At 64.0% G+C, this 25317-nt stretch carries 25 protein-coding genes and 1 pseudogene; 10 read left to right on the top strand and 16 right to left on the bottom strand.

From position 1 onward, the window contains the following. Positions 1–2: 2 nt before the first annotated feature. Positions 3–1094, bottom strand: coding sequence for an enolase C-terminal domain-like protein (locus BMY06_RS33705; protein WP_124263353.1), 1092 nt, complete (start codon positions 1092–1094; stop codon positions 3–5). 267 nt (positions 1095–1361) lie between these two features. On the opposite strand from BMY06_RS33705, the gene BMY06_RS33700 reads away from it, so the two are divergent. From BMY06_RS33700 to BMY06_RS33690, 3 genes are read left to right on the top strand one after another with little or no spacing between them, the layout of a single operon-like run. Continuing rightward, complete coding sequence (locus BMY06_RS33700) at positions 1362–3158, top strand: thiamine pyrophosphate-requiring protein (RefSeq protein WP_074987323.1); 1797 nt, start codon at positions 1362–1364, stop codon at positions 3156–3158. Positions 3159–3184: 26 nt separating this feature from the next. Then, entirely contained in the window at positions 3185–4198 is a 1014-nt protein-coding gene (locus BMY06_RS33695) for an SDR family oxidoreductase (RefSeq protein ID WP_074987322.1), read from the top strand. Further along, positions 4171–6090 (top strand): glycoside hydrolase family 15 protein, encoded by a 1920-nt coding sequence (locus tag BMY06_RS33690; RefSeq protein ID WP_254055495.1) that lies wholly within the window; start codon positions 4171–4173, stop codon positions 6088–6090. The genes BMY06_RS33695 and BMY06_RS33690 overlap by 28 nt, the downstream gene beginning before the upstream one ends. A gap of 81 nt (positions 6091–6171) precedes the next feature. Here the strand turns inward: BMY06_RS33690 and BMY06_RS33685 are convergent, their stop codons facing one another. The 5 genes from BMY06_RS33685 to BMY06_RS33665 form a co-directional block, all read right to left on the bottom strand. Further along, positions 6172–6699 carry a DUF6496 domain-containing protein gene (locus BMY06_RS33685; protein WP_074987321.1) on the bottom strand — a complete coding sequence of 176 codons (528 nt, stop codon included), beginning with the start codon at positions 6697–6699 and terminating at the stop codon, positions 6172–6174. Positions 6700–6856: 157 nt separating this feature from the next. Further along, the gene (locus BMY06_RS33680; RefSeq protein ID WP_074987320.1) at positions 6857–8218 is read right to left on the bottom strand and encodes a cytochrome c; all 1362 of its coding nucleotides are present in this window, start codon (positions 8216–8218) and stop codon (positions 6857–6859) included. After that, a complete protein-coding gene (locus tag BMY06_RS33675; RefSeq protein ID WP_080180139.1) occupies positions 8215–8652 on the bottom strand; it encodes a hypothetical protein in 438 nt (145 codons plus the stop codon). Before BMY06_RS33675 ends, BMY06_RS33680 begins: the two co-directional genes overlap by 4 nt. Beyond that, positions 8652–11285: a cytochrome c oxidase subunit I gene (ctaD, locus tag BMY06_RS33670; protein WP_074987319.1), complete on the bottom strand. Its 2634-nt coding sequence runs from the start codon at positions 11283–11285 to the stop codon at positions 8652–8654. Before ctaD ends, BMY06_RS33675 begins: the two co-directional genes overlap by 1 nt. A 28-nt stretch (positions 11286–11313) precedes the next feature. Then, positions 11314–12573 (bottom strand): cytochrome c oxidase subunit II, encoded by a 1260-nt coding sequence (locus tag BMY06_RS33665; protein WP_080180138.1) that lies wholly within the window; start codon positions 12571–12573, stop codon positions 11314–11316. A gap of 226 nt (positions 12574–12799) precedes the next feature. Here BMY06_RS33665 and BMY06_RS33660 point away from each other — a divergent pair, with 226 nt between their 5' ends. From BMY06_RS33660 to BMY06_RS33645, 4 genes are all read left to right on the top strand, one after another. Beyond that, positions 12800–15136: a hybrid sensor histidine kinase/response regulator gene (locus BMY06_RS33660; RefSeq protein WP_074987317.1), complete on the top strand. Its 2337-nt coding sequence runs from the start codon at positions 12800–12802 to the stop codon at positions 15134–15136. A gap of 150 nt (positions 15137–15286) precedes the next feature. Further along, positions 15287–15652 (top strand): response regulator, encoded by a 366-nt coding sequence (locus BMY06_RS33655; RefSeq protein WP_161495527.1) that lies wholly within the window; start codon positions 15287–15289, stop codon positions 15650–15652. A gap of 414 nt (positions 15653–16066) precedes the next feature. Next, the gene (locus BMY06_RS33650) at positions 16067–16597 is read left to right on the top strand and encodes a Dps family protein (protein WP_074987316.1); all 531 of its coding nucleotides are present in this window, start codon (positions 16067–16069) and stop codon (positions 16595–16597) included. A gap of 73 nt (positions 16598–16670) precedes the next feature. Further along, positions 16671–17213: a hypothetical protein gene (locus tag BMY06_RS33645; RefSeq protein WP_074987315.1), complete on the top strand. Its 543-nt coding sequence runs from the start codon at positions 16671–16673 to the stop codon at positions 17211–17213. Between the two features lie 136 nt (positions 17214–17349). On the opposite strand, the gene BMY06_RS33640 is transcribed toward BMY06_RS33645, so the two are convergent. The 3 genes from BMY06_RS33640 to BMY06_RS33630 form a co-directional block, all read right to left on the bottom strand. Further along, on the bottom strand, positions 17350–17832 hold the full coding sequence (locus tag BMY06_RS33640; protein WP_074987314.1) for a PRC-barrel domain-containing protein: 483 nt from the start codon (positions 17830–17832) through the stop codon (positions 17350–17352). A 99-nt stretch (positions 17833–17931) separates the two neighbouring features. Further along, positions 17932–18438 (bottom strand): DUF421 domain-containing protein, encoded by a 507-nt coding sequence (locus BMY06_RS33635; protein ID WP_074987313.1) that lies wholly within the window; start codon positions 18436–18438, stop codon positions 17932–17934. Beyond that, positions 18435–19040 (bottom strand): ParB-like protein, encoded by a 606-nt coding sequence (locus BMY06_RS33630; protein ID WP_074987312.1) that lies wholly within the window; start codon positions 19038–19040, stop codon positions 18435–18437. Before BMY06_RS33630 ends, BMY06_RS33635 begins: the two co-directional genes overlap by 4 nt. A 333-nt stretch (positions 19041–19373) precedes the next feature. On the opposite strand from BMY06_RS33630, the pseudogene BMY06_RS33625 reads away from it, so the two are divergent. Beyond that, positions 19374–20421 (top strand): annotated as a pseudogene (locus BMY06_RS33625) (flavodoxin family protein). A 73-nt stretch (positions 20422–20494) separates the two neighbouring features. Here the strand turns inward: BMY06_RS33625 and BMY06_RS39225 are convergent. Further along, positions 20495–20713, bottom strand: a complete 219-nt coding sequence (locus BMY06_RS39225; RefSeq protein ID WP_124263383.1) for a hypothetical protein — start codon at positions 20711–20713, stop codon at positions 20495–20497. Between the two features lie 199 nt (positions 20714–20912). Here BMY06_RS39225 and BMY06_RS33620 point away from each other — a divergent pair, with 199 nt between their 5' ends. Both BMY06_RS33620 and BMY06_RS39220 read left to right on the top strand, forming a co-directional pair. Next, positions 20913–21626: a glycosyltransferase family 2 protein gene (locus BMY06_RS33620; protein WP_065065802.1), complete on the top strand. Its 714-nt coding sequence runs from the start codon at positions 20913–20915 to the stop codon at positions 21624–21626. Then, on the top strand, positions 21619–21918 hold the full coding sequence (locus tag BMY06_RS39220) for a PIG-L family deacetylase (RefSeq protein ID WP_124263382.1): 300 nt from the start codon (positions 21619–21621) through the stop codon (positions 21916–21918). The genes BMY06_RS33620 and BMY06_RS39220 overlap by 8 nt, the downstream gene beginning before the upstream one ends. Here the strand turns inward: BMY06_RS39220 and BMY06_RS33615 are convergent. Genes BMY06_RS33615 through BMY06_RS33590 form a run of 6 tightly spaced genes read right to left on the bottom strand, consistent with a single transcriptional unit; the run spans position 21902 to position 25200 of the window. Then, positions 21902–22282, bottom strand: a complete 381-nt coding sequence (locus BMY06_RS33615; RefSeq protein ID WP_074987311.1) for a hypothetical protein — start codon at positions 22280–22282, stop codon at positions 21902–21904. The two genes, BMY06_RS39220 and BMY06_RS33615, sit on opposite strands and share 17 nt — an antisense overlap. Positions 22283–22311: 29 nt before the next feature. Next, on the bottom strand, positions 22312–22932 hold the full coding sequence (locus BMY06_RS33610) for an SAM-dependent methyltransferase (protein ID WP_074987310.1): 621 nt from the start codon (positions 22930–22932) through the stop codon (positions 22312–22314). 17 nt (positions 22933–22949) lie between these two features. Next, complete coding sequence (locus BMY06_RS33605) at positions 22950–24284, bottom strand: acyl-CoA dehydrogenase family protein (RefSeq protein WP_143064454.1); 1335 nt, start codon at positions 24282–24284, stop codon at positions 22950–22952. Next, positions 24217–24531 (bottom strand): hypothetical protein, encoded by a 315-nt coding sequence (locus tag BMY06_RS33600; RefSeq protein ID WP_074987308.1) that lies wholly within the window; start codon positions 24529–24531, stop codon positions 24217–24219. Before BMY06_RS33600 ends, BMY06_RS33605 begins: the two co-directional genes overlap by 68 nt. After that, positions 24528–24902 (bottom strand): phage holin family protein, encoded by a 375-nt coding sequence (locus BMY06_RS33595; RefSeq protein WP_065065807.1) that lies wholly within the window; start codon positions 24900–24902, stop codon positions 24528–24530. The genes BMY06_RS33600 and BMY06_RS33595 overlap by 4 nt, the downstream gene beginning before the upstream one ends. Before the next feature lie 43 nt (positions 24903–24945). Then, positions 24946–25200, bottom strand: coding sequence for a CsbD family protein (locus BMY06_RS33590; RefSeq protein ID WP_065065830.1), 255 nt, complete (start codon positions 25198–25200; stop codon positions 24946–24948). Positions 25201–25317: the final 117 nt, after the last annotated feature.

Below are 25317 nucleotides of genomic sequence, written 5' to 3'. Positions count from 1 at the left end.
GGTCAGATTGCAAAACGTTCGGCATCGGCGTGACGAAGCGCGAGGCCGTGGCCGGGACGGCCGAGATCGGGCGCGATCGCGCCGTCACGTAGCGCGGGGGCGCCGTCGAACAGCATCGACTCGATGCGTGCATGGTCGTGGAACCATTCGATATGCTCGAGTCGCCGCGCGGCGCACGCCGCATGCAGATGCAGCGCGGGCGCGCAATGCGCCGAGAGCGGAACATGCCACGCATCGCAGAGCGCGTCGGCCTGTAGAAAGCCGGTGAAGCCGCCGCAACGCGTTACATCGGCTTGGAGTACGTCGACGGCGTGCGTGTCGAGCAGCGCCCGGAAATCGTCGGCGCTCCAGCCGTATTCGCCCGCGGCGAGCGCCATGCCGGAGGGCAACGCGGCGCGCAGGGCGGCGAGGCCGCGCCGATCGTCGGAAGAGAGCGGCTCTTCGAACCACCGGACGTCCTGCTTTGCGAATGCGGCCGCAAGGCGCTGCGCCTGCTTGAGCGTGTAGGCGCCATTGGCATCGACGAACAGTCCCGCGCCGCCGATCGCAGCACGCGCCGCAGCTACCCGTTGCGGGTCGTCGTCTGGCGCGCTGCCGACTTTCATCTTGACCCAGCGGCAACCGTCGCGCTCGACCCAGCCGCGCAGTTGGGCCTGGAGCGCGTCGATGTCGTAGCTCGTGAAGCCGCCGCTGCCATAGACCGGCACGTTGTCGCGCTGCTTTCCGAGCAGCACGGCGAGGGGTACGTTCAATACGTGCGCCTTGAGATCCCATAAGGCCGTATCGACGGCGGAAATCGCGCACGCCGCCACGCCGGGACGGCCGATGTTGCGCACGGCGCGCTGCATCGCGAACGCGATCCGGCCGATGTCGAACGCGTCGTGACGGTGCACGATCTCGGCGAACTCGCCGACGATCAACTCCGCCGCGCTTGCATGCGCATAGGTGTAGCCAAGTCCGGTGTGACCCATTCCGTCGATTTCCACGACGACGAGCGTGGTTGATTGCCATGCGATCGTGCCGTCTGCTTCTTCGCGATCGGTTGGGATCGTGTAGGCACGTGCATCGATACGGTTCACCTGATGCGGATTCATCGCGGTCGCATGTCCTCGAATGGGATGGGCCTGAAGGGCCGGGTCGATGTTCGTGATCTTGGTGCTGTTATTTGTGGCTATTTATGCGGTCGTGCGGTTTGGGAAAATTTCCCACTTGCTCATATCCGCGCGCAAATCGCGCGCCTGGCTGCGTAGCCGAAAGGCGTTTGTCGGAATAGAACCGGGTCACGCCCGCGCTCGGTTCAGGATTGCGCTTTGCGCAAGTCGACTCATCAATCCCGCAAGCACTGCAAAAGGAGAGCGTCGATGGCTAGCGCAACCGTAAGCGATTTCATCGTCGAACGTCTGCACGAATGGGGCGTGCGACGGCTGTTCGGCTATCCCGGCGACGGCATCAACGGCATGTTCGGCGCCTTGCAGCGCGCCGAGGGCAAGATTGACTTCGTGCAGGCGCGGCATGAAGAAATGGCGGCATTCATGGCGAGCGCCTATGCGAAATTCAGTGGCGGGCTCGGTGTCTGCATCGCGACTTCGGGGCCAGGCGCGGCGCATCTGCTCACGGGTCTCTACGATGCGCGGCTCGATCACATGCCGGTGCTGGCGATCGCGGGCCAGCAGGCGCGTGCGGCGCTGGGCGCGCACTACCAGCAGGAACTCGATCTCGTGTCGATGTTCAAGGACGTGGCCGGCGCCTATGTGCAGCAGCCGAGCGTGGCCGCGCAGGTGCGCCATGTGGTCGATCGCGCCGTGCGCATCGCGCTGTCGCGCCGCACGGTGACCGCCATCGTGCTGCCGAACGATCTTCAGGAACTCGAATACGAAGCGCCGCCGCGCAAGCATGGCACGGCACACTCCGGGGTTGGGTACGCCGCGCCTGAGGTCCTGCCGCGTCAAGAGGATCTGCAGCGCGCGGCAGATGTGCTCAACGCCGGGCATCGCGTGGCGATGCTGGTGGGTGCAGGTGCGATGCAGGCCACCGACGAAGTGATCGCCGTGGCTGAACGCCTGCATGCGGGGGTAGCCAAGGCGCTGCTAGGTAAAGCCGTCGTGCCTGACGACCTCCCCTGGGTGACTGGTTCGATCGGCCTGCTCGGCACGAAGCCGACCGACGAGATGATGTCGTCGTGCGATACCTTGCTGATGGTGGGATCAGGTTTTCCGTACTCCGAATTTTTGCCTAAGGAGGGCGATGCGCGCGCCGTGCAGATCGACATCGACGCGGGCATGTTAAGCCTGCGCTATCCGATGGAAGTCAGCCTCGTCGGCGACAGCGCGGCCACGCTGCGCGCGTTGCTGCCGCTGCTCGAACAGAAGAGCCAGGAGAGCTGGCGCAACCGCATCGTCCATGCAAACGAGCGCTGGCAACGCGTGCTCGACGAGCGTGCGCAGGCGCCCACAGGCGGCAAGGTCAATCCGCAGCGTGTGGTCACGGAGCTGTCGCCGCGTCTGCCCGATGGCGCGATCGTCACGAGCGACTCCGGCTCGTGCGCAAACTGGTACGCGCGCGATCTGAAAATCCGCCGCGGCATGATGTGTTCACTGTCGGGTGGGCTGGCGTCGATGGGCGCGGCGGTGCCTTATGCCATCGCCGCGAAATTCGCGCATCCCGAACGGCCCGTGATCGCGCTGGTCGGCGACGGCGCGATGCAGATGAACAACATGGCCGAGCTCATTACGGTCGCGAAATACTGGCGCAACTGGGCCAGTCCGAACTGGATCTGCGCGGTGTTCAACAACGAGGATCTGAATCAGGTCACCTGGGAGCAGCGCGTGATGATGGGCGATCCGAAATTCGAGGCCTCGCAGGATATTCCGAACGTGCCGTATCACCGCTTCGCGGAATTGATCGGTCTGACCGGCATTTATGTGGACGACGCCGATCAGCTCGGCGACGCCTGGGAGCAGGCGCTGGCTGCGCCGCGTCCGGTTGTGATCGAGGTGAAGACCGATCCCGAGGTGCCCCCGCTGCCGCCGCATGTGACGCTCGATCAGGCGCGCCATTTCGCGACGGCCCTGATGCAGGGCGACCCCGGCGAGCGCGGCATCATCGCCAATACGGCGCGGCAGGTGATGGCTTCGGTGCTGCCGGGCAAGAAGTCCTGAACGCTGGCGCTCAACGAGGATGCTCGATGGCACGCAACAAGCTGAAAGTGGTCATCACGGGCGGGAGCGCGGGCGTGGGCCGGGCCGCCGCCGAAGCCTTCGCGCAGCATGGGCACGACGTGGCCCTTATCGCGCGAGATCCGGCGCGCCTTGAGCGCGCGGCGAACGAGCTGGCCGGGCGCTATGGCGTGCGAGCGCTCGCGCTGCCAGCCGATGTGGCGAACGCTGAAGCGGTCGACGGCGCCGCCGAGGCGGCGCTCCAAGCCTTTGGCCGTCTCGACGTCTGGGTCAACGTGGCGATGGCGACCGCGTTCGCACCCGTTGCCGCGCTGAACGCGCGCGACATCGAGCGCGGGACTCAGGTGACCTATCTGGGCCAGGTGAACGGTATGCTCGCCGCGCTGCGCTGTATGCGCGCGGCGGGGCACTCTGGCCGCGGCACCATCGTCAACGTGGGCTCGGCGCTGAGTTATCGCGCGGTGCCGCTGCAGTCGGTGTATTGTGGCGCGAAGTTCGCGATACGTGGCTTCACCGATGCCCTACGTAGCGAACTGCTGCACGACGGCGTCGACATCCACTTGACGATGGTCGATCTGCCCGCGATCAATACCCCCCAATTCGACTGGGCGATGAATCTCACGGGGCGACGCGCCCGACCGGTCCCGCCGGTGTTTCAGCCCGAGGTGGCGGCTCGGGCGATTTACTTTGCGGCGACGCACCGGCGGCGTCAGGTGTGGGTCGGCTGGTCGACGGCGAAGGCCATTCTCGCCAACCGGTTTGCGCCGGGACTGCTCGACCGCTATCTCGCGCGCGCCGGTTATCGCGGACAGATTACCGGCGAGCCACTGCCGCCCGATGCGCCGTCGAATCTCTACACGCCAGTGCCGGGCGACTACGGCGCGCACGGCCGCTTCGACGACGAAGCCCGCGCGCGCAGCCTGGAAATGTTCACGGATCGCCACCGCTCGGCGGCCATCGCGGCGACGATCTGCGCGTTCGGGTGCGGCGTGTTATGGGTATGGCGCAGAAACCGGCGATGAACGACCCGCCGCAGGCATCCAGCACATCCGCCGCACCCGGAACATCGAGATATCGGCCGCTCGAGGACTATGCGCTGCTCGGTGATGGCCAGAGCGCCGCGCTCGCCGATCGAGACGGCGCGATCGACTGGCTGTGCTGGCCGCGCTTCGACAGTCCGGCGGTGTTCGCGCGCCTGCTCGGCGGCACGGAAGAAAGCGGCCATTGGACCGTGCATCCCGCGCAAGGCACGCACTGGACGGTGTCGCGCGGGTATCTCGCTGATACGCTGGTGCTCGTCACCACGTTCGAGACCGTCACCGGCCGCGCCACGCTAACCGACTTTCTCCATACCGACGGCAGCCGTTCGCCGCGCGCGATGTATCGCATCATCGAGTGCACGTCCGGCGAAATGGCGATGCGCTCGGACCTTCAACTGCGCTTCGACTTCGGCCAGTTGCGGCCCTGGATTGAAGCGCAAGGCGAGGCGTTCAGTGTGCGTTGCGGCGTGCATCGCGTCCGGCTTTCCTGCGAGGGCCAGATTGCGCATGAAATCGACGATGCATGCGTGCGCTCCCACTTCGTCCTGCGCCAGGGTGAGCGCAACGCATTGCGCCTCACACACGCGCTTGAAGCAGAGGTGTCATCCGCCGCGCCGTTGCCCGCATGGCCGGATGCCGATGTCGCGCTCGACCAGACCGTCGCGTATTGGCGCGGCTGGATATCCGGCGTCGATATGCGGTCGTGCCCGTGGGCGCAATCGGTCAGGCGCAGTCTGCTCACATTGAAAGCGCTGATCTACAGGCCGAGCGGGGCGATGGTTGCGGCCTGCACGAGCAGCTTGCCCGAGGTGCCGGGCGGTAGCGCGAACTGGGACTATCGCTATAGCTGGCTGCGCGACGGCTGCTTTGCGATGGGTGCGTTTCTGAACGCCGGTTTGCGCGACGAAGCGCAGCGCTGGCTCCACTGGATGTTCGATGCGGTGGGCACGTCGCCGGACGGGGTGCAAACGCTCTATCGCGTGGACGGCGAGCGGCAGATTCCGGAATGGGAGCTCGGCGCGCTGGAAGGTTATCGCTACAGCCAGCCAGTGCGCGTGGGTAACGCGGCTTCAACCCAACGTCAGGTCGATGTGATTGGCGAAGTGCTATACGGGCTGTCGCTCGCGCGGCGCGCGGGTCTGGACGTAAGCGCGCGACAGCGCGCCGTGGAGCGTCAGCTTGCCGATGAACTGACGCGCTGCTGGCACTGGCGTGACAGCGGAATGTGGGAATCGCGCGGCGAATTACGCCACTACACCTGGTCGAAGGTCATGGCGTGGAAGGGGCTGCGTTGCGCGCTCGACGCGGCGCAATGCGATACGCGGAATGGCTCAATCCCGCCCGATCCCGATGAGCAAAAGCGTCACGCGCGGCTGACGAAGCTGTGCGCCACAATCCATGGCGAAGTGTGCAGGGAAGCCTGGGACGCGGGCCTCGGAAGCTTCGTGTCGTTTTACGGGGCACGCGACATCGACGCCAGTCTGTTGCTGCTTCCGCTGGTGGGCTTTCTGCCGCCCGACGATGGGCGTATGGTCGGTACCGTCGAACGCATCGTCGCGGAACTCGACGATGGCGGCCTCATCCGGCGCTGGCGCCGCGGTGCGGAAAATCAAGCGGGCCAAGACGAAGGCGCGTTCATCGCCTGCAGTTGCTGGCTCGTGGACTGCCTTCGTCTGATGGGGCGCGAGGCCGAGGCACGCGAGCGGCTGGAGTCGGTACTGCGCGTCGCCAACGATGTCGGCTTGCTCGCGGAAGAATTTGATGTGGGCCGCGCCTGCCTTTCCGGAAATTTTCCGCAGGCCTTGAGCCATCTGGGCCTCATCACGGCGGCGCTGGGATTGTGCGGCGGAGTGCTGGATCCGGGCGGCGGGTAGCGGCGCAGAGCCGCAGGAGAGTGCCCCCAAGGGTCGTCGGCGCACGAAGTTTCCCGCGCGCGCCGTTGCGCAAATGTGCGGCTAATGATGGGATGACGAGGCACGCGCCGCGCGAGTTTTCGCGGCTTTCTTCGCGGCAGTGGAACGGCCCGCCGCGCCCTTGGTTTGCGCCGCTTTCGTCGCCGCCGCCGAACGACTGGCGGCCGGCCTACGCGCCGCCGCCCTCTTGGTTTGCTGCGACAACGCGGCTGCCGAAGCGCCCGCCTGGCCTTCCTTCTTCAGCACGGCGGTGGTCGTTTTCGAGCGCTTCGTGCTCGACTCGGTACTCGCCGACGACGCGTGCTTGCCCTGTCCCGCGGCGCGGTCCTTCACGGCTTTCTTGCGCGTCGCCTCGCTGGTGCTGCCCTTAGAAGGCGGCGCGACGTCCACGCCTGCGCGGCGCGCCTTCGACAACCCGATCGCGACGGCCTGTTTCGCCGAGCGCACCCCGTGCTTGCCTTCGCGCACGTGATCGATCTCTTCCTTCACGAACTCGCCCGCCTGCGTGCTGGCGGCTTTGCCGGCGCGCTTGTCGGCGCGCGCCCGCTCGATAGTTTTCTTCTCCGGCATGGTGGCTCTCCTTGAAAGGGACACCGCTCGTTGCGCAATGCGCGTACCGTGGCGCGACGGCCGCTCGCGGCGTTCGATCGACGAAGGTCGCGATGCCCGCGCGAGTCGGTAAACGGCGAGGAAATTGCGAGCAGACTGCGAGGAAAGCGAGCCGCGTTTATTTATGGATCGCTTCGCGCAAGCGCGTGACGTCCGCGGGCGCGACGGGCGCGGCCTGATTCCCCCACGCGCCGCGCACGAAGCTGGCGACCTGCGCGATTTCGGCGTCGGTCAACTGGCTGCGGAAGGCGGGCATTTTGTGCGGTTCGCCGCCGGTCGCGGTGCGCGGGCTTTCGCTGCCCTCAATCACGAGCCGCAGCATGCTGGTCGTATCGGCGGACAGCGCCAGCGTGCTGCCCGCGAGCGGGGGCGCCTTGTCGCCGACGCCGCGGCCGTCCGCGCCGTGACACTTCGCGCAGAACGCCAGATAGACGCCCGCGCCGGGATGCTCGGGCGTGCCGGTGCGCAGCGCGGCCATCGTCGCGTCGCGCGGTGCGCGCGCGTCGTCGTAGGCGCCGCTCGGCTCGCGCGCGGGCAACGATTTCAGATAGACGGCGATGGCGTGCACGTCGTCGTCGCTCAGATACTGCGTGCTCGCGCCGATCACGGGCGCCATCGCGCCGAACGCATAGGCGCGCGCGTTGTGGCCGTCGTGCAGGAAGGCGGCGATGTCGTCGGCGCTCCAGCGGCCGAGTCCGCTGCCGGGGTCGCCGGTCAGATTCGGCGCGTACCAGTGATCGGCTATGCCGCCGGTGAGATACAGCGGGCTGCGTTCGTCGTAGCCCATTTCGTTATACGCGGGCCCGCGCGGCGTGTGGCACGCGCCGCAATGGCCGAGCCCCTGCACGAGCCACGCGCCGCGATTCCATTGCGCCGATTGCCGCGCGTCCGGCGTATACGCGTCCTGGCGCGCGAACGCCATGCGCCAGAAGGCGAGCACCCAGCGCTGATTGAACGGGAAGGGCAACTGCGTTTCGCGCACGGCGTTCGGCACGGGCGTGACGCCGTACATGAAGTACTGGTAGAGCGCATCGACGTCGCGCGGCTGCAGGTTGGCGAACGAGGGCCAGGGCATCGCCGGATAGAGGCGCTTGCCGCCGGGCGCGACGCCGCGCTGGAGCGCATCGGCGAATTGCGCGGGCGTGTAGCGGCCAATGCCGTGCACCGGGTCGGGCGTGATGTTGCTCGCGTAGATCGCGCCGAACGGCGAGTTCACGGGCTGGCCGCCCGCATAGGGCTGATGCTGCGCGGAGTCGTGGCAGGACGCGCAATCGCCCGCCTTGGCGAGCTGGGCGCCGAGCGCGATGAGCGCGGCGTCGGGCGCGGGCTTCTGCGTGGCGTGGGTCGCGTCGTGCTGGGCGTTGCCGTTGTGCCGGGTGCAGGCGGCGAGCGAGGTGAGTGCGATGAGCGCGCCCGTCAGCGCGCCGCTCGCGATGGTGCGCGCGAGGCGGTTCGAACGCGGTGCGGGTACCGGCTTCATCGCAGCGACTCGCACAGCGGTTGCAGCGGCAACAGCAGCAGCACCGATATCGTGAAGGCCAACCCAATCGCGAATGCAATGGAAACGGCCGAGCCGCACCAGGCCACGAAGCGGAAGGTCTCGCGCTGCGGCGCGACGAAGGCGGCGCTGTCCCGCCAGGCGCGGCGCGCGGCCAGCACGCCGGCGAGCGCGAGCGCGACGGCGAACAGCGAGGCGAACGCCAGCGCCCAGTGCACGAGCGGCCACGGCAAGGCGTTGCGTTGCACGACGCCGCCCGCGCAGGCGGTCGCGACCAATCCTGTGCAAAGCAGCACGTGCGTCATCCAGATGAGCGGCACGCCGACGAGGCCGAACCAAGCGGCGGCGTGCTGCGCGCGCGTCGGTGCGTGGCGGACGTGGCGCTCGCCCGGGTGCGGATTCGCGGCGTTTTTCATCAGCGGCCTCGCATCCAGTACGGCGACAGATAGAGCATGGAAAAAATGAACAGCCACACCACGTCGACGAAATGCCAGTACAAGCCGCCGATCATGAGCGCCGCGTCGCGGCGGCCATCGAAATAGCCGCGCGCGATCCAGACCGCGAGCGCGATCAGCATGACGATCCCCACGATCACATGCGCCATGTGCAAGCCCGTGATGGTGAAATACAGCGAGCCGTAGAGATTCGACGCGATGCCATAGGGCCGCTCGCGCCACTCGGAAAACTGGATGCTCACGAAGGCGATGCCGAGCGCGATCGCAAACGCCATCGAGGCGAAAGCGAGCCGTGCGCGGGCGCGCCGCACGAGCGCACCCGCGAGCCAGACGAACACACTGCTCGCCAGCAGCAAAACGGTATTCAGGCCGCTGATGCCGAGCTTGGGCAAGCCTTCGGGCGGCCACGGCTGCGCGCTCTGCGAGGCGAGATAGAGATACGAAAAGATCAGATAGCCGAACAGCGCCGCCTCCGTGACGACGAGCGTGAGCACGCCCCACCAGCCGCCTGCGTGTTCGCCCGCGCTGCCGATGGGGAGCGCGAGCGTGTCGTCTTCGCTGCCGGGTTCCGGGCCGTCGGTCGCCGGCGGCGGCGCGGGCTGGAGCGCGAACGGCTCGCGTTGCAGCAGTTCGCGGCGCGGCCAGAGCCAGGCCAGCAGTGCGGCGGCGCAGATCAGCACCGCGATCGCCGTGACGGACACGGAGCGCAGCAGCAGCCCCACGAAAGCCAGCGTCGCGGCCACGCCCAGCACGAAGGGCGCGTACGAGTCGGAGGGCATCTTGAGGATCACGTCGGGCTCGCCTGTGAGCGGGGTGACGCCGAGCGCCTCGCGTCCGCGATGCAGCAGAAAGCCGCGGCGCGGCTCGCGCGCGTCGTCGGCCCAGAGCGGATCGCGCGAGCGTACGCTGGGCAGGATTGCGAAGTTATAAGGCGGCGGCGGAGACGGCACCGACCATTCGAGCCCCGCCGCCTGCCACGGATTCGCGCCCGCGCGCTCGCCGCGCCGCAAGCTGTAGAACACGTTGCCGATGAACATGGCGATGCCGATGGCGAACACGAACGCGCCGATTGTCGTGACGAGGTTGGCGGTGTTCCAGCCCATGTCCGCCGGATAGGTGTAGACGCGGCGCGGCATGCCGAGCAGCCCCGAGATGTGCATCGGAAAGAAGCCGAGATTGAAGCCCGCGAACAGCACCCAGAAGGTCCACTGGCCGAAGCGTTCGTTCATGAGCCGGCCCGTGAATTTCGGGAACCAGTAGACGAGGCCGCCGAGCACCGGAAACACGTTGATGCCGAGCAGCACGTAGTGCAGGTGCGCGACCACGAAATAGGTGTCGGTGAGCTGCCAGTCGAGCGGCACGGCGGCCGTCATCACGCCTGAGACGCCGCCCACGGTGAACATAAGCACGAAGCCCGCGAAATAGAAAAAGGGCGTTTTGAAGACCGGCTTGCCGGTCCAGATCGTGGCGATCCAGGCGAACACGGCAATCGCGCTCGGCACCGAAATCAGCATGCTGGCCGCGCCGAAGAACGCCAGCGCGAGCGGCGGCAGGCCGGTCGCGAACATGTGATGCAGCCAGACCTCGAAGCCCACCAGCATGGTCGCGACGGTCGAGAGCGCCACGGCGGAATAGGCCGCGATCGGCCGCCTGCAAAACGTCGGCAGCGCCTCGGAGACGATGCCCATGGCGGGCAGCACCACGACATAGACCCACGGGTGCGCGAAGATCCAGAACAGGTGCTGCCAGAGCAGCGGGCGGCCGTCGGCGCTCGTGTCGAAGAAATGCGTGCCGACGTTGCGGTCGAGCCAGAGCATGAAGAACGCGAGGCTCACCGACGGCACCGCGAGCAGGTTCGCGCACGAGGCCGTGAGCGTGCCCCAGATGAGGATCGGCAGACGCGCGATCGACATGCCGGTTGCGCGCATGCGCAAGAACGTGATGACGAAATTCGCGGCGCCGACAGTCGTCGAGATGCCGAGCAGGACCATTCCGAGCGCGTACACGTCGATGTTCGGCCCGGGATCGTAGGTGGCCGAAGCGAGCGGCACGTAGTTGAACCAGCCCGCGTTCGCGCCCTGGCCGCGCGGAAAGCTCGCGTAGAGCAGGATGCCCGCGCCGAGAAAGACCCAGTACGACAGCGCGTTCAGGCGCGGAAACGCCATGTCGCGCGAGCCGAGCACGAGCGGCCACAGATAGTTCGAGAAGCCGCTCAGCACGGGCAGCGCGTAGAGAAAGATCATCGTCACGCCGTGCATCGTGAAGAGTTGGTCGTATTGCTGCGGCGTGAGCAGCGTTTCGTTGGGGCGCGCGAGCTGCGCGCGCATGATGAGCGCTTCCGTGCCGCCGAGCAGCAGGAACACGAACGCCGTGACGAGATAGCGGATGCCGATGGTCTTGTGATCCACGCTCGAGAGCCAGCCGCGCCAGCCGGGCCGGGTTTCCCAGATCGCTTTGAGGCGGCGTTCGGTAGCGGCGTCGAGCGGCGGCAGGCCGGTTTCCGGCACGCGCGAGAGCCGCGCGCCGCGCGGCCGTGCCGGCACGGTAACGCGTGACGGCGGGTGGGCGGGGGAAGGGGCCGGGGTCTCGTTCATGTCGTCGGGGCGCGTGATTGAAGTGTGCTCATTGAAGCGTATCCAGCCAGGCCGACAGATCGTGGGCGTCGGCGGGCGTGAGGACGACGTCGGGCATCAACGAACCCGGCTTGATGCGCTGCGCGTGCGCGACCCAGTCGAGCCGGTTCGCGGACGTATTCGCGAGCGTCCCCGCTGCGATCAGCCGGCGCGAGGCGAGATGAGTGAGATCGGGGGCTTGCGCGCCGTCCGCGCGCGTGCCGCGCACCGTGTGGCACGCGGCGCATTGCGCGGCGAAAATCTGCTCGCCGTGGTGTGCGGCGGCGTTCGCGGGCGGCGCGGCGGGGCGCGACTGGACGTCGAGCCAGTGCGCGAAGTCGCCGGGCGTTTGCGCGACCACTTCGAGCGCCATGTGCGCGTGCTGCGCGCCGCAGAACTGCGTGCATTGCCCGCGCCAAACGCCCGGATGATCGGCTTCGAGCCACTGATGGTTGACCTGGCCTGGAATCGCCTGCGTCTTGCCCGCGAGCGCAGGCACCCAGAACGCGTGGATCACGTCAGCGCTGTCGAGATCGATCTGTACGGGTTCGCCGGTGGGCAAGTGGATCTCGTTGGCGGTGGCGAAATGCGCGCCCGACGGCGTCGTATACGTCACCTTCCACCACCAGTCGTACGCTGTGACGCGCACGCTCAGCGCGGCGGCGCGCGGCGGATCCGCGACCGCGGCGAGCACGCGCAGCATTGCCACGAGCGCGCCGAGCAGGAGCACCGTCGAAATCGCCGTGCCGATGGCGACGATGCGGTGGGCGTCGCGGTCCCCGGTGTTGTCGACGACGGCGTGTTCGCCAGTCCGAGCCCGCGCGACGCGCGAACCCGGTCTGCGCATCGCTAGCACGAGCAAGACGGCAATCGCGATGCAAACGCCCACGCACAGCGCCGCGAGCGCCCACCCGAGCAGCCGCACGGGCGCGGCGGCGGGCCCGGCGCTATGCAGAAAGTACGCGAGCGGCATCGACGATCTCCTGACGGCACGCGCCGCTTCGCACGAAGCGCGCAGAACCCATGCCCGCCTGGGGCGCGCGAGCGTTGTCGTACCGTGATGTCGATTGCACAAAGGGCGTCGGCGCACCCCGGCCGGGCCGGTTAGACACACAGCCGGCGGCCCGACAAACTCATAGGGGAGCGCTCGCGCGCACGATGGACGCGCTTGTCCACTGGCCGCGCGGGCGACCCGTCCCACCGAAGCGGCATCGTCGAGCGCGCGCCAACCGCTCGCGCCCGACGGGCCGTAATTCGGTGCAACCGGCATCGCGCGCTTCGTCGTTGTCCAGCTAAAGGCGGCCGTTGGTCAGCGTGACAGCCGAACACCTGAGGGAAGTTCGCCAAGCCTCCTCAAGAGATCGGCGTCGAGGGGTTAGCCTTGTTGTTGGCGATCTCGCTCGTTCAGGCCCGAAACTTGCGCACCCTAACCTCCCGCGGCGGACGCGGGCCATCCGGCTGGTCGCAAGATCAGGACGCGAACGATAGAGGCTCCGATGAAATTTGCCGGCCCTGCGGACTGGGAACGATTGCTCGCCGAGAAAGTTTCCGAGTATGCGATTTTTCGCCTCACGGACGCTGGAATCGTCTCGAGCTGGAACCCCGGCGCCGAACGCATCAAGGGATATGCCGCTGCGGAGATCATAGGTCAGCACTTTTCCATTTTTTATCCTGCTGAGGATCGCGAGGCCGGGGTCCCCGATGCCCTGTTGCAGACGGCGCGAGAGCATGGGCACTGTGAAACAGAAGGATGGAGGCTACGCAGGGACGGATCGCGCTTCTGGGCGAGCGTTGTGATCACACCTCTGTCATCCGCCGAATGCGGGGGCGGCGGATTCGCCAAAATCGTAAGAGACGTTACGGATAAGCGTCAGGCGCACGAAGCGGTGCTTGAAAGCGAACGAAAGTTCAGGCTTCTCGTGCAAGGCGTAACCGACTATGCGCTCTTCATGCTCTCGCCGGATGGAATCGTTACGAACTGGAATGCTGGTGCGGCGCGGATCAAGGGATACGAGGCAAACCAGATCATTGGCGAACATTTTCGGAAATTCTATACACCCGAGGACGCGGCGCAGGGGGTGCCTGAGCGAGGCCTGCGGACGGCGGCCACGGAGGGACGTTTCGAGACAGAAGGTTGGCGAGTGCGAAAAGACGGAACGCGCTTTTGGGCCAACGTGATTATCGACGCAATACGGGACGAGCAAGGCGAACTCTTGGGTTTTGCAAAAATTACCCGGGACGTGACAGAGCGCAAGGTGGCGCAGGAGCAACTCGATAATGCGCGTTCAGCGCTTTTACAAGCGCAGAAAATGGAGGCAATCGGAAAGCTGACGGGCGGCGTTGCGCACGACTTCAACAATGTCCTTCAGGTCCTCCGCGGTAACCTGCAGTTACTTGAGCGGCGGCATGGGCGTGACCGGTGGACCAGCGAGCGCCTCGGCAAGGCCGTGGATGCGGTCGAGCAGGCCGCCAATCTTGCATCCCAGCTTCTCGCGTTCGGGAGACGGCAGGCTCTGCAACCCGCAGTCGTGAATCTGGCGACAATGCTGCGCTACATGGACGATCTGCTGCGTCGTGCTCTTGGAGAGTTGATCCATGTGGAAACGATAGTGGCGGGTGGTCTGTGGAATACGCTGGTCGATCCGAATCACCTGGAAAATGTCGTGCTCAACCTCGCCATCAATAGCCGCGACGCAATGCCAGCAGGTGGGAAGCTTACGCTGGAATTGTCCAATGCCTTCCTCGATAGCCACTATACGGCGCTTCCGCAAGACGTGCCGGAAGGACAATATGTATTGCTGGCCATCACCGACAGCGGAACAGGAATGGAACGCGAAGTACTCGAGCGGGCTTTTGAGCCATATTTCAGTACTAAAGCGGAAGGTGAGGGGACGGGGCTAGGGCTGAGCATGGCATATGGCTTCGTCAAACAGTCTGGCGGTCACATGAGGATATACAGCGAACCCGGACATGGAACGACGGTGAAGATTTACCTTCAGCGCTCCGTGGGCGAGGTCGTCGATTCTGAAACGTCTCATTCGCGCGCCGTTACCGGTGGCTCAGAAACGATCCTCGTGGCTGAGGACGATCGGAGGGTTCAGTCGACCGTTATAGAGCTGCTGACCGGCCTTGGTTACACGGTGCTCAAGGCCGATGACGCACAGAGCGCGATGGTCATCGTGAGAAGTGGTGCCAGGATTGATCTGCTTTTCTCCGATGTTGTCATGCCTGGACCTCTGCGCAGCGTCGAGATGGCGCGGCTGGCCGCTCGTGCCATCCCAGACCTCAAGGTTCTTTTTACTTCCGGTTACACGCAGAATGCCATCGTTCATGGAGGCCGCCTGGATCCCGGTGTCCATTTGCTAAGCAAACCTTACAGTCGCGAGCAACTTGCTACCCGGATTCGTCGTCTGTTGGGTGCTTCCACCAATGTTCTCGCCTCGGAGAGTGATAGCGATAACGGCGCAGCCCCCGATCCACATCAAACGCCTGTCATGGTGGTCGACGACAATGTTGGTTCATGCGACGCGACAAGCGAGTTGCTTCGTGAACTGGGCTACGAGGTACTTCAGGAAAATAATGCACATTCGGCTTTGGTTGCACTGCGAGGAACATGTTGCCGAGTGCTTCTGACTGACATTGACCTGTCGGGGGAGTCAGGAATCGAGCTCGCTCGAAGCGCGCTGGAGGTGAGCCCTGCTCTGCGAATAATCCTGGCCTCAGGCGTGCAGCCGCACCTATCCGCGTGTGGTTTCGCACACGTGTTTCTACAAAAACCATTCTCTTTGCAAAATCTGAGAGCTGCACTCGATAAGGTCGCGGGAAACACGTAGCTTTGCCGCGACCAGGTCGTGGGTCTGGAGCGCATCATGGTGTCATCTAGAGTTGTCGTAATGCGTAAAGCTGGATTGGACAACGCTGCCCGATCAGCACAAATATCGTCCCGGAAAGTGATTGTGCATGACTGTATGCCGCGCGTACTTGTGGTCGACGATCTTGCCGCTGCGCGCCAGGCGATAGTCGCTCTCCTCGCATTAGAGGGATTCGATGTGAGGGCCGCCGCCTCGGGGCCCGAGGCGGTAGACCTCGTACGTGAATGGCCCCCCCATGTCGTCGTGCTCGACGTCACCATGCCAGAGCATGATGGGTTTGCCGTCGCGGCTGTCCTTCGCGGGCTCCGCTCAACGGCGGAAGCTGTAATCGTCGCGACCACTGGCTATGACATTGACGAGTTAAAGGCAAAGGGGCCGATCGAGAACTTTGACGCGTTATTTCTGAAGGGCGAGGACGGCGCTCTGCTAACGACGCTTATCCGGGCGGCAATAGTTCAGAAGGGCGAGGCGGCGTAGTCGTGTGGTGCGGCGCGGGCGATCGGGTCCTGAGCGCTCCCAATTTTGCCGCTTTGGAGGGCACGCGGTCGCGCTCGCCTGCGGGCATCGTCGGCACTGGACGTAACGAAAATCGCCTGTCTGCGAGACGCTCATCGCCCTCACCGAATCTCACCCGCTGTTTGCGCCTTGCCGCGCAGCGAAGTCCCGCTTCAAATTCGCCGAAGGGCTTCCATTGTTACGTGCGATGTCGGAAGGAGAGCGGGCTCCGGCCCGGGATTTGAACTGCGACTTAGGAACGGCGTCGTGTTGTAAACGTCTGAAGGCGGTTTTCTAGCTCCGTGCCCACGTTGGACCCTTCAAGTCGACCGAGAAAAATAGAGTCGGGCACGTCCCATGCGAAAAGGAGCCACTTACCATATCCGGAGGTCCATCATGGCGACAAAAATCGCTCAAAAAAAGGGTGCCCGCGCTCCTGCGAATTTGACTACCCCAACGGACCTTGGGGACGATGTGCGAAAGGAAGTATCCGCCGGTTTGACGAAGTTGCTCGCTGATGTGTTTGCACTATTCGTCAAGACGAAGAACTTTCATTGGCACGTTAGCGGGCCGCACTTCCGGGATTATCATCTCCTGCTCGATGATCAGGCGTCGCTGGTTTTTGCGATGATCGATCCCGTAGCCGAGCGTGCAAGAAAATTAGGTGGCGTGACGATTCGCTCGATCGGCGAGATCGCATCCCTCAAGCGCTTGTCCGATAATGATGAAAAGTTCGTCGCGCCCGAAGCAATGCTCGACGAGCTACGTAAGGATAACGAATCATTGGTTCAATACATGCGACAGCTTCACCAGCTTTGCGACGATAAAGAAGATGTAGCTACCGCGAGCTTAATAGAAAACTGGATCGATCAAACTGAAGAGCGTGTCTGGTTCCTGTTCGAAACAACCCGCCACAGCGGCCGTTGAAGAGTGGGACGGCAGCGCACCGTCATCTGCCGCGACGCTTTCTCGAAACGAATGATCGATAGGAGAATTTAGGATGCATTCGATTGATCCAGTCTGCCTTGCGGAGATTCGCGGGCGCGTCGCACGGTTTCTGCTCAACCCAGAAGGTGAAATCGACGGATTCATTTTAGTTAATCGGCGCGCGCGGCAGGTTCATGTTCCGCCCCACTTGGGGCGCAAATTGACCCGTCGCGTCGCGGTGGGTGATAGCGTCAGCGTAAGGGGCGTGAAACCCCGAGATGTTGAAGTGATTGACATGGTCCTTATAACCTCGAAGGGGGGTCGGCAGCTCGTCGATGATGGGCCACAATGGGATTTAGTCCGGCACCAGAGCGTAAAAAGAAGGGAGGGCGAAACGTCAGGAGAAATCGCTCTACTTCTTTATGGACCCAAAGGCGAATTACGCGGTGCGTTGTTGGACAACGGCGTATCTTTAAGGATGCCGCATGAGGTCGCGGAGAATCTGGGCGCGTATCTTGAAATTGGGAAGTGGGTCCAGGCTTGGGGCCATGCGGTGAATTCGAGATTAGGACAAACGTTGGACGTGACTGAAATCGCGCAATTGATTGACCTTTAATCAAGGGGGACGGCCACGTCGAGACGGTGTCCACGACATGAAGCTAGAGATGCGTTGCCATTGCCTTGGGAAACGGCCCGAGAGACGGTTTTACCTGTGTAGAGGAAACCGGCCCCCGGTGTCCTGCGAAAAGCTCCTATACGTCGACCGGGTTGTTGCCTTCCGACAAGCCCGCATCCCGCGCAGCCAGAGTCGTGTCACTAGACCAATAGGGTCTGCGGCCGTAGTAGTCGTGAAGCTGCGTGCCCCAAGTTGTATCGGCCATGGACGGCCAATGGTCCTTGTCGAAACCGGGGTCATCCTTGATGCGTTGGGCGGTGATGTCTACACGAAAACACTTCTCCGCGGTGTCCAGCGTTAAGGCGCTCCAGGGAATCGCGTGCAGCGTGTTGCCCATTCCTAGAAAACCGCCTTCGGAAAGTACAGCGTAGGCTATACGCCCGCCGCGGACGTCAAGCATGATGTTCGAGATTTTTCCGACATGCTCACCGTCCGACGTGATGACCTTGTTACCGTCGAGCGTCGCTGCGTCCATGACTTCGGGCCCCGGCCCATCGCCCGCGCCGCCGCCGACAATTTGCGCGCCGGTCCGTCCTGATTGGGGATCTAACGTGGTCATTGTGAACTCCTCAGTTCATGTTGAGACAATCCCCCAGTGCATATGGCGTGCCGCCCGGGAATTCTCGCTGCGGCTTTGGTGAGAATGCAAAGAAAGCGTTCATTCGCCCTCGCAGGGCCGGTGTTTGAGGATCAGAGTGACGTCACCGTTCCGCTCTAGTAGCGCGGAATCCACTCTATCGAGCGAGTCTATGTGAAGTTTGGCACGAACCGCCTCGCTTACGTCTTTCCGGGTGAGGAGCGCGGCGGACATCTGCGCATCATCGAATTTCCCGTCGTGATAAATCGTTCTGTGCGCTCCGCCAACGAGCTTGTCAATGCTCGCCGAACGGACGCAGAGCCAACCGAGAGCCCGGTGCATGAGGACCAGCACCAGTGACGCGGCCAATGTCGGAATCGCGGGCGATGCGCCAACGATAAAGCGGCTGAGCGTCGCACCCAGCAATATCGCGACAACATAGTCGAATGACGAACGCTGCCCAAAGGAGCGTCGTCCGGAAATCCGAATCAGAAGCAGTGTGCAGAGAAACGTCGCCGCGCCGCGAAACGACATTTGCAGTGCGTTCAAGTCCTTCCCGTCGCCGAACAGGGCAATCAGCAGGTTCATTTTACTTTCCCTCCCTTGCCCCCCAGGTATCCGGGCATGCCGACAGCCAGCCTGCTCCTCGACAGCTTTAGCGCTTTCTTCACCATCGCATCGAACCGGGTCTCGGGACAGGTAAGCGGCAAAATGGAACGAAACAGGTCCGCCCAGCGAAATTCGGCGAGCGGCACCTGCGTACGCTCGAACCCTCCGGCGTCTCTCACGAATGCAGCAAGGCTACGATATTCATCGTCGACCAGATCGTTCACGTGACGGGGAATTGACAGGAAGGAAATCCGTCTTCCCTCTCTGTCGAACGGATGCACCCAGCAATGCTCTTCCAGCCTCAGCCAGAACTGTGCTGGAGAAAGGGTCGAGAGGTCGGCGACAAGCACGCATGGCACGGCGTCAATCTTGATCCGATTGAGGGCCGCCGCTACGTGGTGGTGATCGATGGCGAAGGGAACCTGGTCGGGGCCAAGAACGATCGGTATTGGTTTCTCAGCGATGGCCATTTTCAGTTCATGGCGCGACATCGAACGGTATTGGGCTGCCTTCTGCTCGACCTCGCGGAGACCGTGTGTCGCTTGCGTTGGGCGAAGCTCGTCGATTGATACGTTCTTCATCGTCTATAACCCTCAAAGGGCGACGTGCGGTGCAACATGTCTGGCGGCTTTAACAGAGCCGGCGTCAGCATCGCAATTCGTACTATGTCTTTTCAAGAGCTTCCCGCAAAAAGTGAACCTGAAACAGCAGGTGGGAGTTGCTTGCGGGACTGATCTTTGCTCAAGGAGGGGATCAAAATTGATCGAACTGCGAATAAGTTTCCGATTTGCCGGCCCCGAGCTCGAATCTCGAAGGGACGCCGGAAGGCGAATCGTCCTAAGCGCTTTATCGAGGTGCGCGCTATGAAAAAAGACACGTCTATAGTCGATGCCCCACTGGTACGCAAAGGCCAAATGCAGAACGGCCTATCGCGACTGGCGTACCGAGAGCGCTTTATTACGCGCTACGCCGATCCCGCCTTTCGCGCGGAGGATGACGCCTTGCAGCGGCTTGAACGGATCGCATGGCAGGCATATAAGCGAGGGGCGTAAGTCTCCGGAGACAGAGCCTGCGGGCAGAGGTTACGCTGATCCGGACTATGCGCTGTCAGCAGAATGGCGGGCTGCGCGTCAGCGGATCGAGGCTGCGCAGGCGCGACAGTGTTCAAAAGAGGCACCCTCGCGAGTCCTAATCGTGAATGCTTCGCCCCGTAACGATTACACCTGTCCCGGCGAGATGTCGAAGAGCTTTCGTCTCGCGCAGATATGCCAGGCGGAGCTTGCCGCAGCGACGATTGAGTCCGATTTGCTAGACTTATCCCGACTGGGCGCCGAACCAGACCTTCATATTCACCCCTGCAAGGGCTGCGTGTCGACGGCAATGCCGCTTTGTCACTGGCCGTGCAGCTGCTATCCAAATCACTCTCTTGGACAAGTAAACGACTGGATGGCCGAGATCTACGAGCGCTTTGCGGCTTGCCACGGAGCCATCTTCATCACGCCGGTGCACTGGTATCAGGTCACGAGCCCACTCAAGCTGATGATGGATCGCCTCGTATGCGCGGATGGCGGCAACCCGGATCCCACGACGACGCACGGCAAACACGCGGACGAAGCCAAGGCGCTCGAGGTTGCGGGGTGGGACTTCCCGAAGCATCTCGCTGGACGGACCTATGGCATGGTGGTGCACGGTGACGTTGCGGGCATTGAGGGCACTCGTCGAGCGTTGGCGGACTGGCTCGACTGGATGGGATGGATCGATGCTGGTGCATCGGCACGAATTGACCGTATGATCGGTTACTACGAGCCTTACGCGACTTCGCACGACACGCTTGACTCCGATTGCGTTTTGCAGGAGGAGGTGGCCAATGTCGCCCGCGCAGTCGCAAACGCCGTGGGAGCGTTGCGGGAAGGGAGGCTGCATCGCGCAGACGAAGGTATTTCCCCGCCGCGCCCGAAATAAGCAAGATGAGCCCACGATCGGTTCCGCCCTCTTCGCTTTCCGACGCCGCAATGGAACGGGCGACGGTCCGGCGTCAGTCTTGAAGCATTGATCCAGGATCCAGGGTGCAAAAGCAACTGCCCGGCGCGTCGAATTCCGCCCCGGCGGTTAAGAGCGTGAGGGCCGTGTCGGTGCGAGAGTTCAGCATATAGACGTTTGCGGCCGGGTCTTCGCCCATCGCCAGCATCACCTCGATTTCCTCCGTTCCTCGAAACCGTTGACGGCGAATATCCGGCGCAGCGCTTCCAGTCATTCGAGCTTATCAAAGCGCGTAGACCGAGGCTTCGCAAATCACTCGGGCAAACAGGACAGCGCTGATAACGCACGCATCCACCCTTCTCCAAAGGCCGATCTGGCGGCGGGGCGCGGCCGCCAAGGCCGGGCACTAAAAATGCATTGGGATCGCGAAAGAGCTTTATCGGCTATCTGCTCATCATGCCAAGGAGTGGAAAATGATCGGCGTCGTGATACCTGCACATAACGAGGCGAGCTGGCTCGGGCGATGCCTGCTCGCCGCCGCGCTGGCCGCGCGGCACGTCGAGTTGATGGGCGAATCGGTCTGCATCGTCGTCGTGCTCGATAGCTGCACCGACGATTCGGCGTGCGTCACGCAAGCATTCGGGGCAACCGCGCTCACGGTGCAGGCGCGCAACGTAGGCATCGCCCGCGCGACGGGGGCGAGCCATCTGATCGCACTGGGCGCGCGCTGGCTGGCGACGACGGACGCCGATACATGCGTCGCGCCCGACTGGATCGTGGCGCAACTGGCCCTGCGCGCCGATGTGGTCTGCGGAGCGGTCGAGGTCGACGACTGGGGCGCGCATCCACCTTGCGTGCGCGAAACGTGGTCGGCGCGTTATCGAAGTGTCGACGGACATCGCCACGTCCACGGAGCCAACCTCGGCGTGTGCGCGAGGGCGTATCAACGGGCGGGCGGATTTCCGCCGCTTGCGTGCGGCGAGGACGTGGCGCTCGTGGATCGGCTCACGGCGAATGGCGCGACGATCGCCTGGAGCGTTGCGCCGCGCGTGACGACGAGCGCGCGCACCGATTTCCGCATTCGCGGCGGTTTTGGCGATACCTTGTCCTCGTGGTCGACCGGCGTTGCCTGTGCACCCGCAGACGTGACGTTGAACGGGATGCTGCAAGGAGAACATCATGAATAGCGCCGACGGATCGCTCTTTGTCGTCTCGCCTCATCTGGACGATGCGGTGTTCGGATGCGCGACGCTGCTGGCTGCGCAACCCGGCGCCACGGTCTGCACCGTATTCGCCGGGACGCCACGAGCGCCGCAGATTCAACCGTGGGATGAGGCGGCGGGTTTCAGCGATTCGTCCGAGGCGATGCGCGCCCGCACGCTTGGTCGCACGCGCGATTCGCCTGCCATTTCTCGACGGCCAGTATGGCGAACTGCCTTCTGTTCGCACTTTGGTGAGGGCTTTACTCGCGCGCTTTGAGCCGCGTGATCGATCCACGCTTGTCGTTCCGCTCGGGCTGAGGCACCCCGATCATCTGCGCGTAGCCGATGCATGGCTCACGCTGCTGCGAACGCGGACTGAGTCGTGCATCGTCTACGAAGATGCGATTCATCGTGCGGTGCCTGGCATCACGGCGGCACGCCTCGACGAACTCGCGGCTGCGGGACTGCGCGTTGCCGCAGTCGATACGTCCTGGTATCCGCAGCGCGAAAGCGTACGCGCACGGCGTTCGAAGCAGCTTGCGGTGCGGGCTTACGGCAGTCAGCTTCAGGCTTTTGGCGATGACGTACCCGCTGATCTGTCCGAACCGGAACGCTTCTGGCGCGTGGAGTCGCCGAGGCATCCGGCCGTGCCGCTTTCGCCGCGCGAGTGCTACGCCAGCGACTCTCTCGCGGCGACGCTCAGTTGATCGGCGCACCAGACGTCGAGTGTGAAGTCCGCGTCGTCGATGTGCACGGCCTGCTGTAACGAAGCGGCGCGGGCATACCGATCAAACAGGCAGTGAACCGCGTTGCCGGTCATGAGGAAGTCGTCCGCATCGTGTCGCCAGTGACAGCACAGCAGCGTGCCGTCATCGTCGAGGGACGAACACGCGAGTCGCGCGAGGGCGCAGCAACGCGCTTCGTCGAGATAGTACGCAAACTCGCTGATGACAATCAGATCGAAGCGGCCTGCGGGCCAGTCCTGTGGCATGGCTCGCGTTTCGACTCTGGCTTCGGCTCGCTCGCCCAGTCGCTGACGTGCGAGCGCGACGGCATGCGGCGCGAAGTCGGCGCAAAGCAATGCGTCGCAGCGATCGGCAAGCAGCACGGAGAGTTCGCCGGTCGCACAGGCGGGTTCGAAACCGCGTCGATACGTCTCTCGCGGGAGTGCCGCCATCATCAGCGCCCGCTTGCGCGCCTCGTACCAACTCGTGCGATAGCGCCACGGATCGGGATCGCACTCGAACGCTGCGTCGAATCGCGCGGCATCGTCCGCTCGCCGGGTGTGCATGCGGCCTCCTGTCGCCGTTATAGCTGCCAGTTCTCGCCCGTCCCGGCGAGCGCGACGCCCAGCGACGCGAGGTCGCGCTCGGCATGGCTCTGGCGCATGAACACGGCAAGGTCGGCTGTCATGTGCGCGAACCACGCGTCCTGGCACAGCGGTCCGGCGCCTAGGCCACGCGCGCATGCACGCAGGACGGTATCGCAGGCATCTTCGACGGCGGCGCGAACCCTCAATGCAGCGGCTGATCCGAAAGCGCGCGGGTCTGTGTCGATACATCGCGCCGATTCACGCAGTAATGCGCGCGCGGCGGCGAGCGCCGCGTCGGCTTCGCCGAGATGGGCGTGCAGATGTGGATCTTTGCGACGCGCGGCGACTTCGCGCAGGCGGGTGGCGAGCGCTGCCGCCGCGCCATACCAGCAGGCGGCGATACCTGCGCCGCCGTGCCAGAAACCGGGCCGTTCGAGGTAAGCGCGGGGCGGGCCGATGAGGACCGCGTTCGCGCCATCCATGTCGATCTCGACACTTTGCGTGGCCAGCATTCCGACCGCGTGCCACCCGCGCGTGCTGACGCGCAGATTGGGTTGCATCACGCGCAGCGCGGCGAGCCAGTCGTTCTGCTCGTCATCGACACACGTCACGAGTGCGTGCGTGACGAAGGCCGCGCCGGAACACCACGGTTTGGTGCCCGAGAGCCGGACCTGCTGACCCTCTTTCCACGTGATGCGCAGATCGTTGTGCGGCGCCCGCGCGGCCCACACGGCCCAGAGGTCCGGTGCTGCGTCTCCAGTCCGCGGCCGATGTGCGTCGAGTTCAGTCAGGATGGCGATTGCGTCGGCGTGCGCTTCGAAGATCTTCACCAGCGGCAGATCACGCGCGGCAACCGCGGCGAGAAAGCGCCAGCGCGCCAGCGTCTTACCGCCGCCAGGCTGCGGCAACGCGGAGCGGGCTTCGACAAGTCGATAGGCCGCCGCAGCCAGACCGACGGCATCGAGCGGAAACTCGATGCCGTGCAGGGGAGCGCCGATTTCCGGTTCAGCGCGCTCCAGTGCATGCCAGACGTGGCCTTCGTGCATTCGCGCCTCCAGAACGTTGTCGAATCGGCTTATGTCGTACTTCGTGGCGTAGCGCCGCTCCGCGCCATCGTCTGCACAGTCTCGCCACATGAGGCGCGCGTGGAAGTTGCATCTGCGGTGCGCATTGGCAACGCGGTGCACCAGTTTCGTTCCTGACGACGATGAGGTGCGGTAAGGGCCCTCAACGGCGACCGCGGCTTTTGCTGGCTCCAGCTCCTCAACGTCCGATGACCGCGCGCAAATTACGCGTAATCCATCCCGAAACACCCGCTCGTGTGACGACATGCACGACGCGCTTCGGGCCAACGATCAGCGAGCCCAGCATAATCGACCCTAACAGTGTCACCATCGGCGCATCCAGCAGGGCGCGACCGACATTGGAAACGGTCAGTGCCCGTTCAGAGCGCTGCGCCTTGCGATTCCGCATGTCGCGCAGTTCGAGATTGGCCGCCAGTAACTTTGCGCGCGCGAGCGCCAGTCGTTCGAGGACAATCGCTTCCCGCTCGCGCCGCTGCTCGCTGAATTCATTCACTTCAGTGCCTCCTTGAGCGTTTCCAGATCGGCACGAAGCTCACGCTTTAGCACATCGAACGATTGCACCGGCCGCTGCGCATGATGTGCAAACCAGGCGACGAGGGAGACGGCGAACCAGCCGATGGCCACGCCCCAGACCACCGCGAGAAAATGCGGCGTGTTCCATGCGGTGGCAATCAGCGCGATGCAAAAGAACGAGAGGGTGAAGAGGCCGCTTACGGCGAGCGCCATCAACGCGATGAGTTCGCGGGTCAGACGCGCGCGTGTTTCTGCGAGCTCAACGGCGATCAGTTCGCCATATTCACCGACGCAGAGCAGCGCGAAGCGCGAGACATTGCGCCAGCTTTCCAGCCTTGAGTGAATTGACATGCTTCACCTCCCGCGTCTGCGCCGGTCGAACGTCAGTCGAACCTCAGTCGCGCACCGACGCCCAAAGCGCACCTGCCAGGAAGCCAATGGCGGCTGTCGCGCCGAGTACCAGCAGTGGGCTCTCCGAAACAGCGTCGCGCGCGACTTCCGCGGCGTCGGCCATCAATTGCTTCGACTCTCCGCACAGCGCCTTGGCGCTGCCTGAAATGCGCATGGCGGGATCACCGAGCACGGCTCCCGCAGCGTCTTTCAGTTTGCCCGCTGCCTCGTCAACCACCCCTTCCACTTTCGTCGTCATGGTGTTCTCCTCTTCGCGCACAGTTGCGCCATGTGATAGCTCAAAGTCGCTAGGAGCAATAGGTGTGCCGCTCTGCGCGGAAAAGCTGCCGGGCAGGGAAAACGTGTTGAGAGGAGG

Origin of the sequence: Paraburkholderia tropica, assembly GCF_900109265.1 — a bacterium.
Lineage (GTDB): Bacteria > Pseudomonadota > Gammaproteobacteria > Burkholderiales > Burkholderiaceae > Paraburkholderia > Paraburkholderia tropica.
The sequence above is the reverse complement of the archived record's forward strand: the minus strand, read 5'-3'. Positions and strand labels throughout refer to the sequence as shown.

What these genes read in the sequence shown, in the direction of transcription:
- BMY06_RS33705 (WP_124263353.1), bottom strand. Translation starts at nt 1,094, where the DNA reads ATGAATCCGCATCAGGTGAACCGTATCGATGCACGTGCCTACACGATC.
- BMY06_RS33700 (WP_074987323.1), top strand. Translation starts at nt 1,362, where the DNA reads ATGGCTAGCGCAACCGTAAGCGATTTCATCGTCGAACGTCTGCACGAA.
- BMY06_RS33695 (WP_074987322.1), top strand. Translation starts at nt 3,185, where the DNA reads ATGGCACGCAACAAGCTGAAAGTGGTCATCACGGGCGGGAGCGCGGGC.
- BMY06_RS33690 (WP_254055495.1), top strand. Translation starts at nt 4,171, where the DNA reads ATGGGTATGGCGCAGAAACCGGCGATGAACGACCCGCCGCAGGCATCC.
- BMY06_RS33685 (WP_074987321.1), bottom strand. Translation starts at nt 6,699, where the DNA reads ATGCCGGAGAAGAAAACTATCGAGCGGGCGCGCGCCGACAAGCGCGCC.
- BMY06_RS33680 (WP_074987320.1), bottom strand. Translation starts at nt 8,218, where the DNA reads ATGAAGCCGGTACCCGCACCGCGTTCGAACCGCCTCGCGCGCACCATC.
- BMY06_RS33675 (WP_080180139.1), bottom strand. Translation starts at nt 8,652, where the DNA reads ATGAAAAACGCCGCGAATCCGCACCCGGGCGAGCGCCACGTCCGCCAC.
- ctaD (WP_074987319.1), bottom strand. Translation starts at nt 11,285, where the DNA reads ATGAACGAGACCCCGGCCCCTTCCCCCGCCCACCCGCCGTCACGCGTT.
- BMY06_RS33665 (WP_080180138.1), bottom strand. Translation starts at nt 12,573, where the DNA reads ATGCCGGTTGCACCGAATTACGGCCCGTCGGGCGCGAGCGGTTGGCGC.
- BMY06_RS33660 (WP_074987317.1), top strand. Translation starts at nt 12,800, where the DNA reads ATGAAATTTGCCGGCCCTGCGGACTGGGAACGATTGCTCGCCGAGAAA.
- BMY06_RS33650 (WP_074987316.1), top strand. Translation starts at nt 16,067, where the DNA reads ATGGCGACAAAAATCGCTCAAAAAAAGGGTGCCCGCGCTCCTGCGAAT.
- BMY06_RS33645 (WP_074987315.1), top strand. Translation starts at nt 16,671, where the DNA reads ATGCATTCGATTGATCCAGTCTGCCTTGCGGAGATTCGCGGGCGCGTC.
- BMY06_RS33640 (WP_074987314.1), bottom strand. Translation starts at nt 17,832, where the DNA reads ATGACCACGTTAGATCCCCAATCAGGACGGACCGGCGCGCAAATTGTC.
- BMY06_RS33635 (WP_074987313.1), bottom strand. Translation starts at nt 18,438, where the DNA reads ATGAACCTGCTGATTGCCCTGTTCGGCGACGGGAAGGACTTGAACGCA.
- BMY06_RS33630 (WP_074987312.1), bottom strand. Translation starts at nt 19,040, where the DNA reads ATGAAGAACGTATCAATCGACGAGCTTCGCCCAACGCAAGCGACACAC.
- BMY06_RS39225 (WP_124263383.1), bottom strand. Translation starts at nt 20,713, where the DNA reads ATGACTGGAAGCGCTGCGCCGGATATTCGCCGTCAACGGTTTCGAGGA.
- BMY06_RS33620 (WP_065065802.1), top strand. Translation starts at nt 20,913, where the DNA reads ATGATCGGCGTCGTGATACCTGCACATAACGAGGCGAGCTGGCTCGGG.
- BMY06_RS39220 (WP_124263382.1), top strand. Translation starts at nt 21,619, where the DNA reads ATGAATAGCGCCGACGGATCGCTCTTTGTCGTCTCGCCTCATCTGGAC.
- BMY06_RS33615 (WP_074987311.1), bottom strand. Translation starts at nt 22,282, where the DNA reads ATGCCTCGGCGACTCCACGCGCCAGAAGCGTTCCGGTTCGGACAGATC.
- BMY06_RS33610 (WP_074987310.1), bottom strand. Translation starts at nt 22,932, where the DNA reads ATGCACACCCGGCGAGCGGACGATGCCGCGCGATTCGACGCAGCGTTC.
- BMY06_RS33605 (WP_143064454.1), bottom strand. Translation starts at nt 24,284, where the DNA reads ATGTCGTCACACGAGCGGGTGTTTCGGGATGGATTACGCGTAATTTGC.
- BMY06_RS33595 (WP_065065807.1), bottom strand. Translation starts at nt 24,902, where the DNA reads ATGTCAATTCACTCAAGGCTGGAAAGCTGGCGCAATGTCTCGCGCTTC.
- BMY06_RS33590 (WP_065065830.1), bottom strand. Translation starts at nt 25,200, where the DNA reads ATGACGACGAAAGTGGAAGGGGTGGTTGACGAGGCAGCGGGCAAACTG.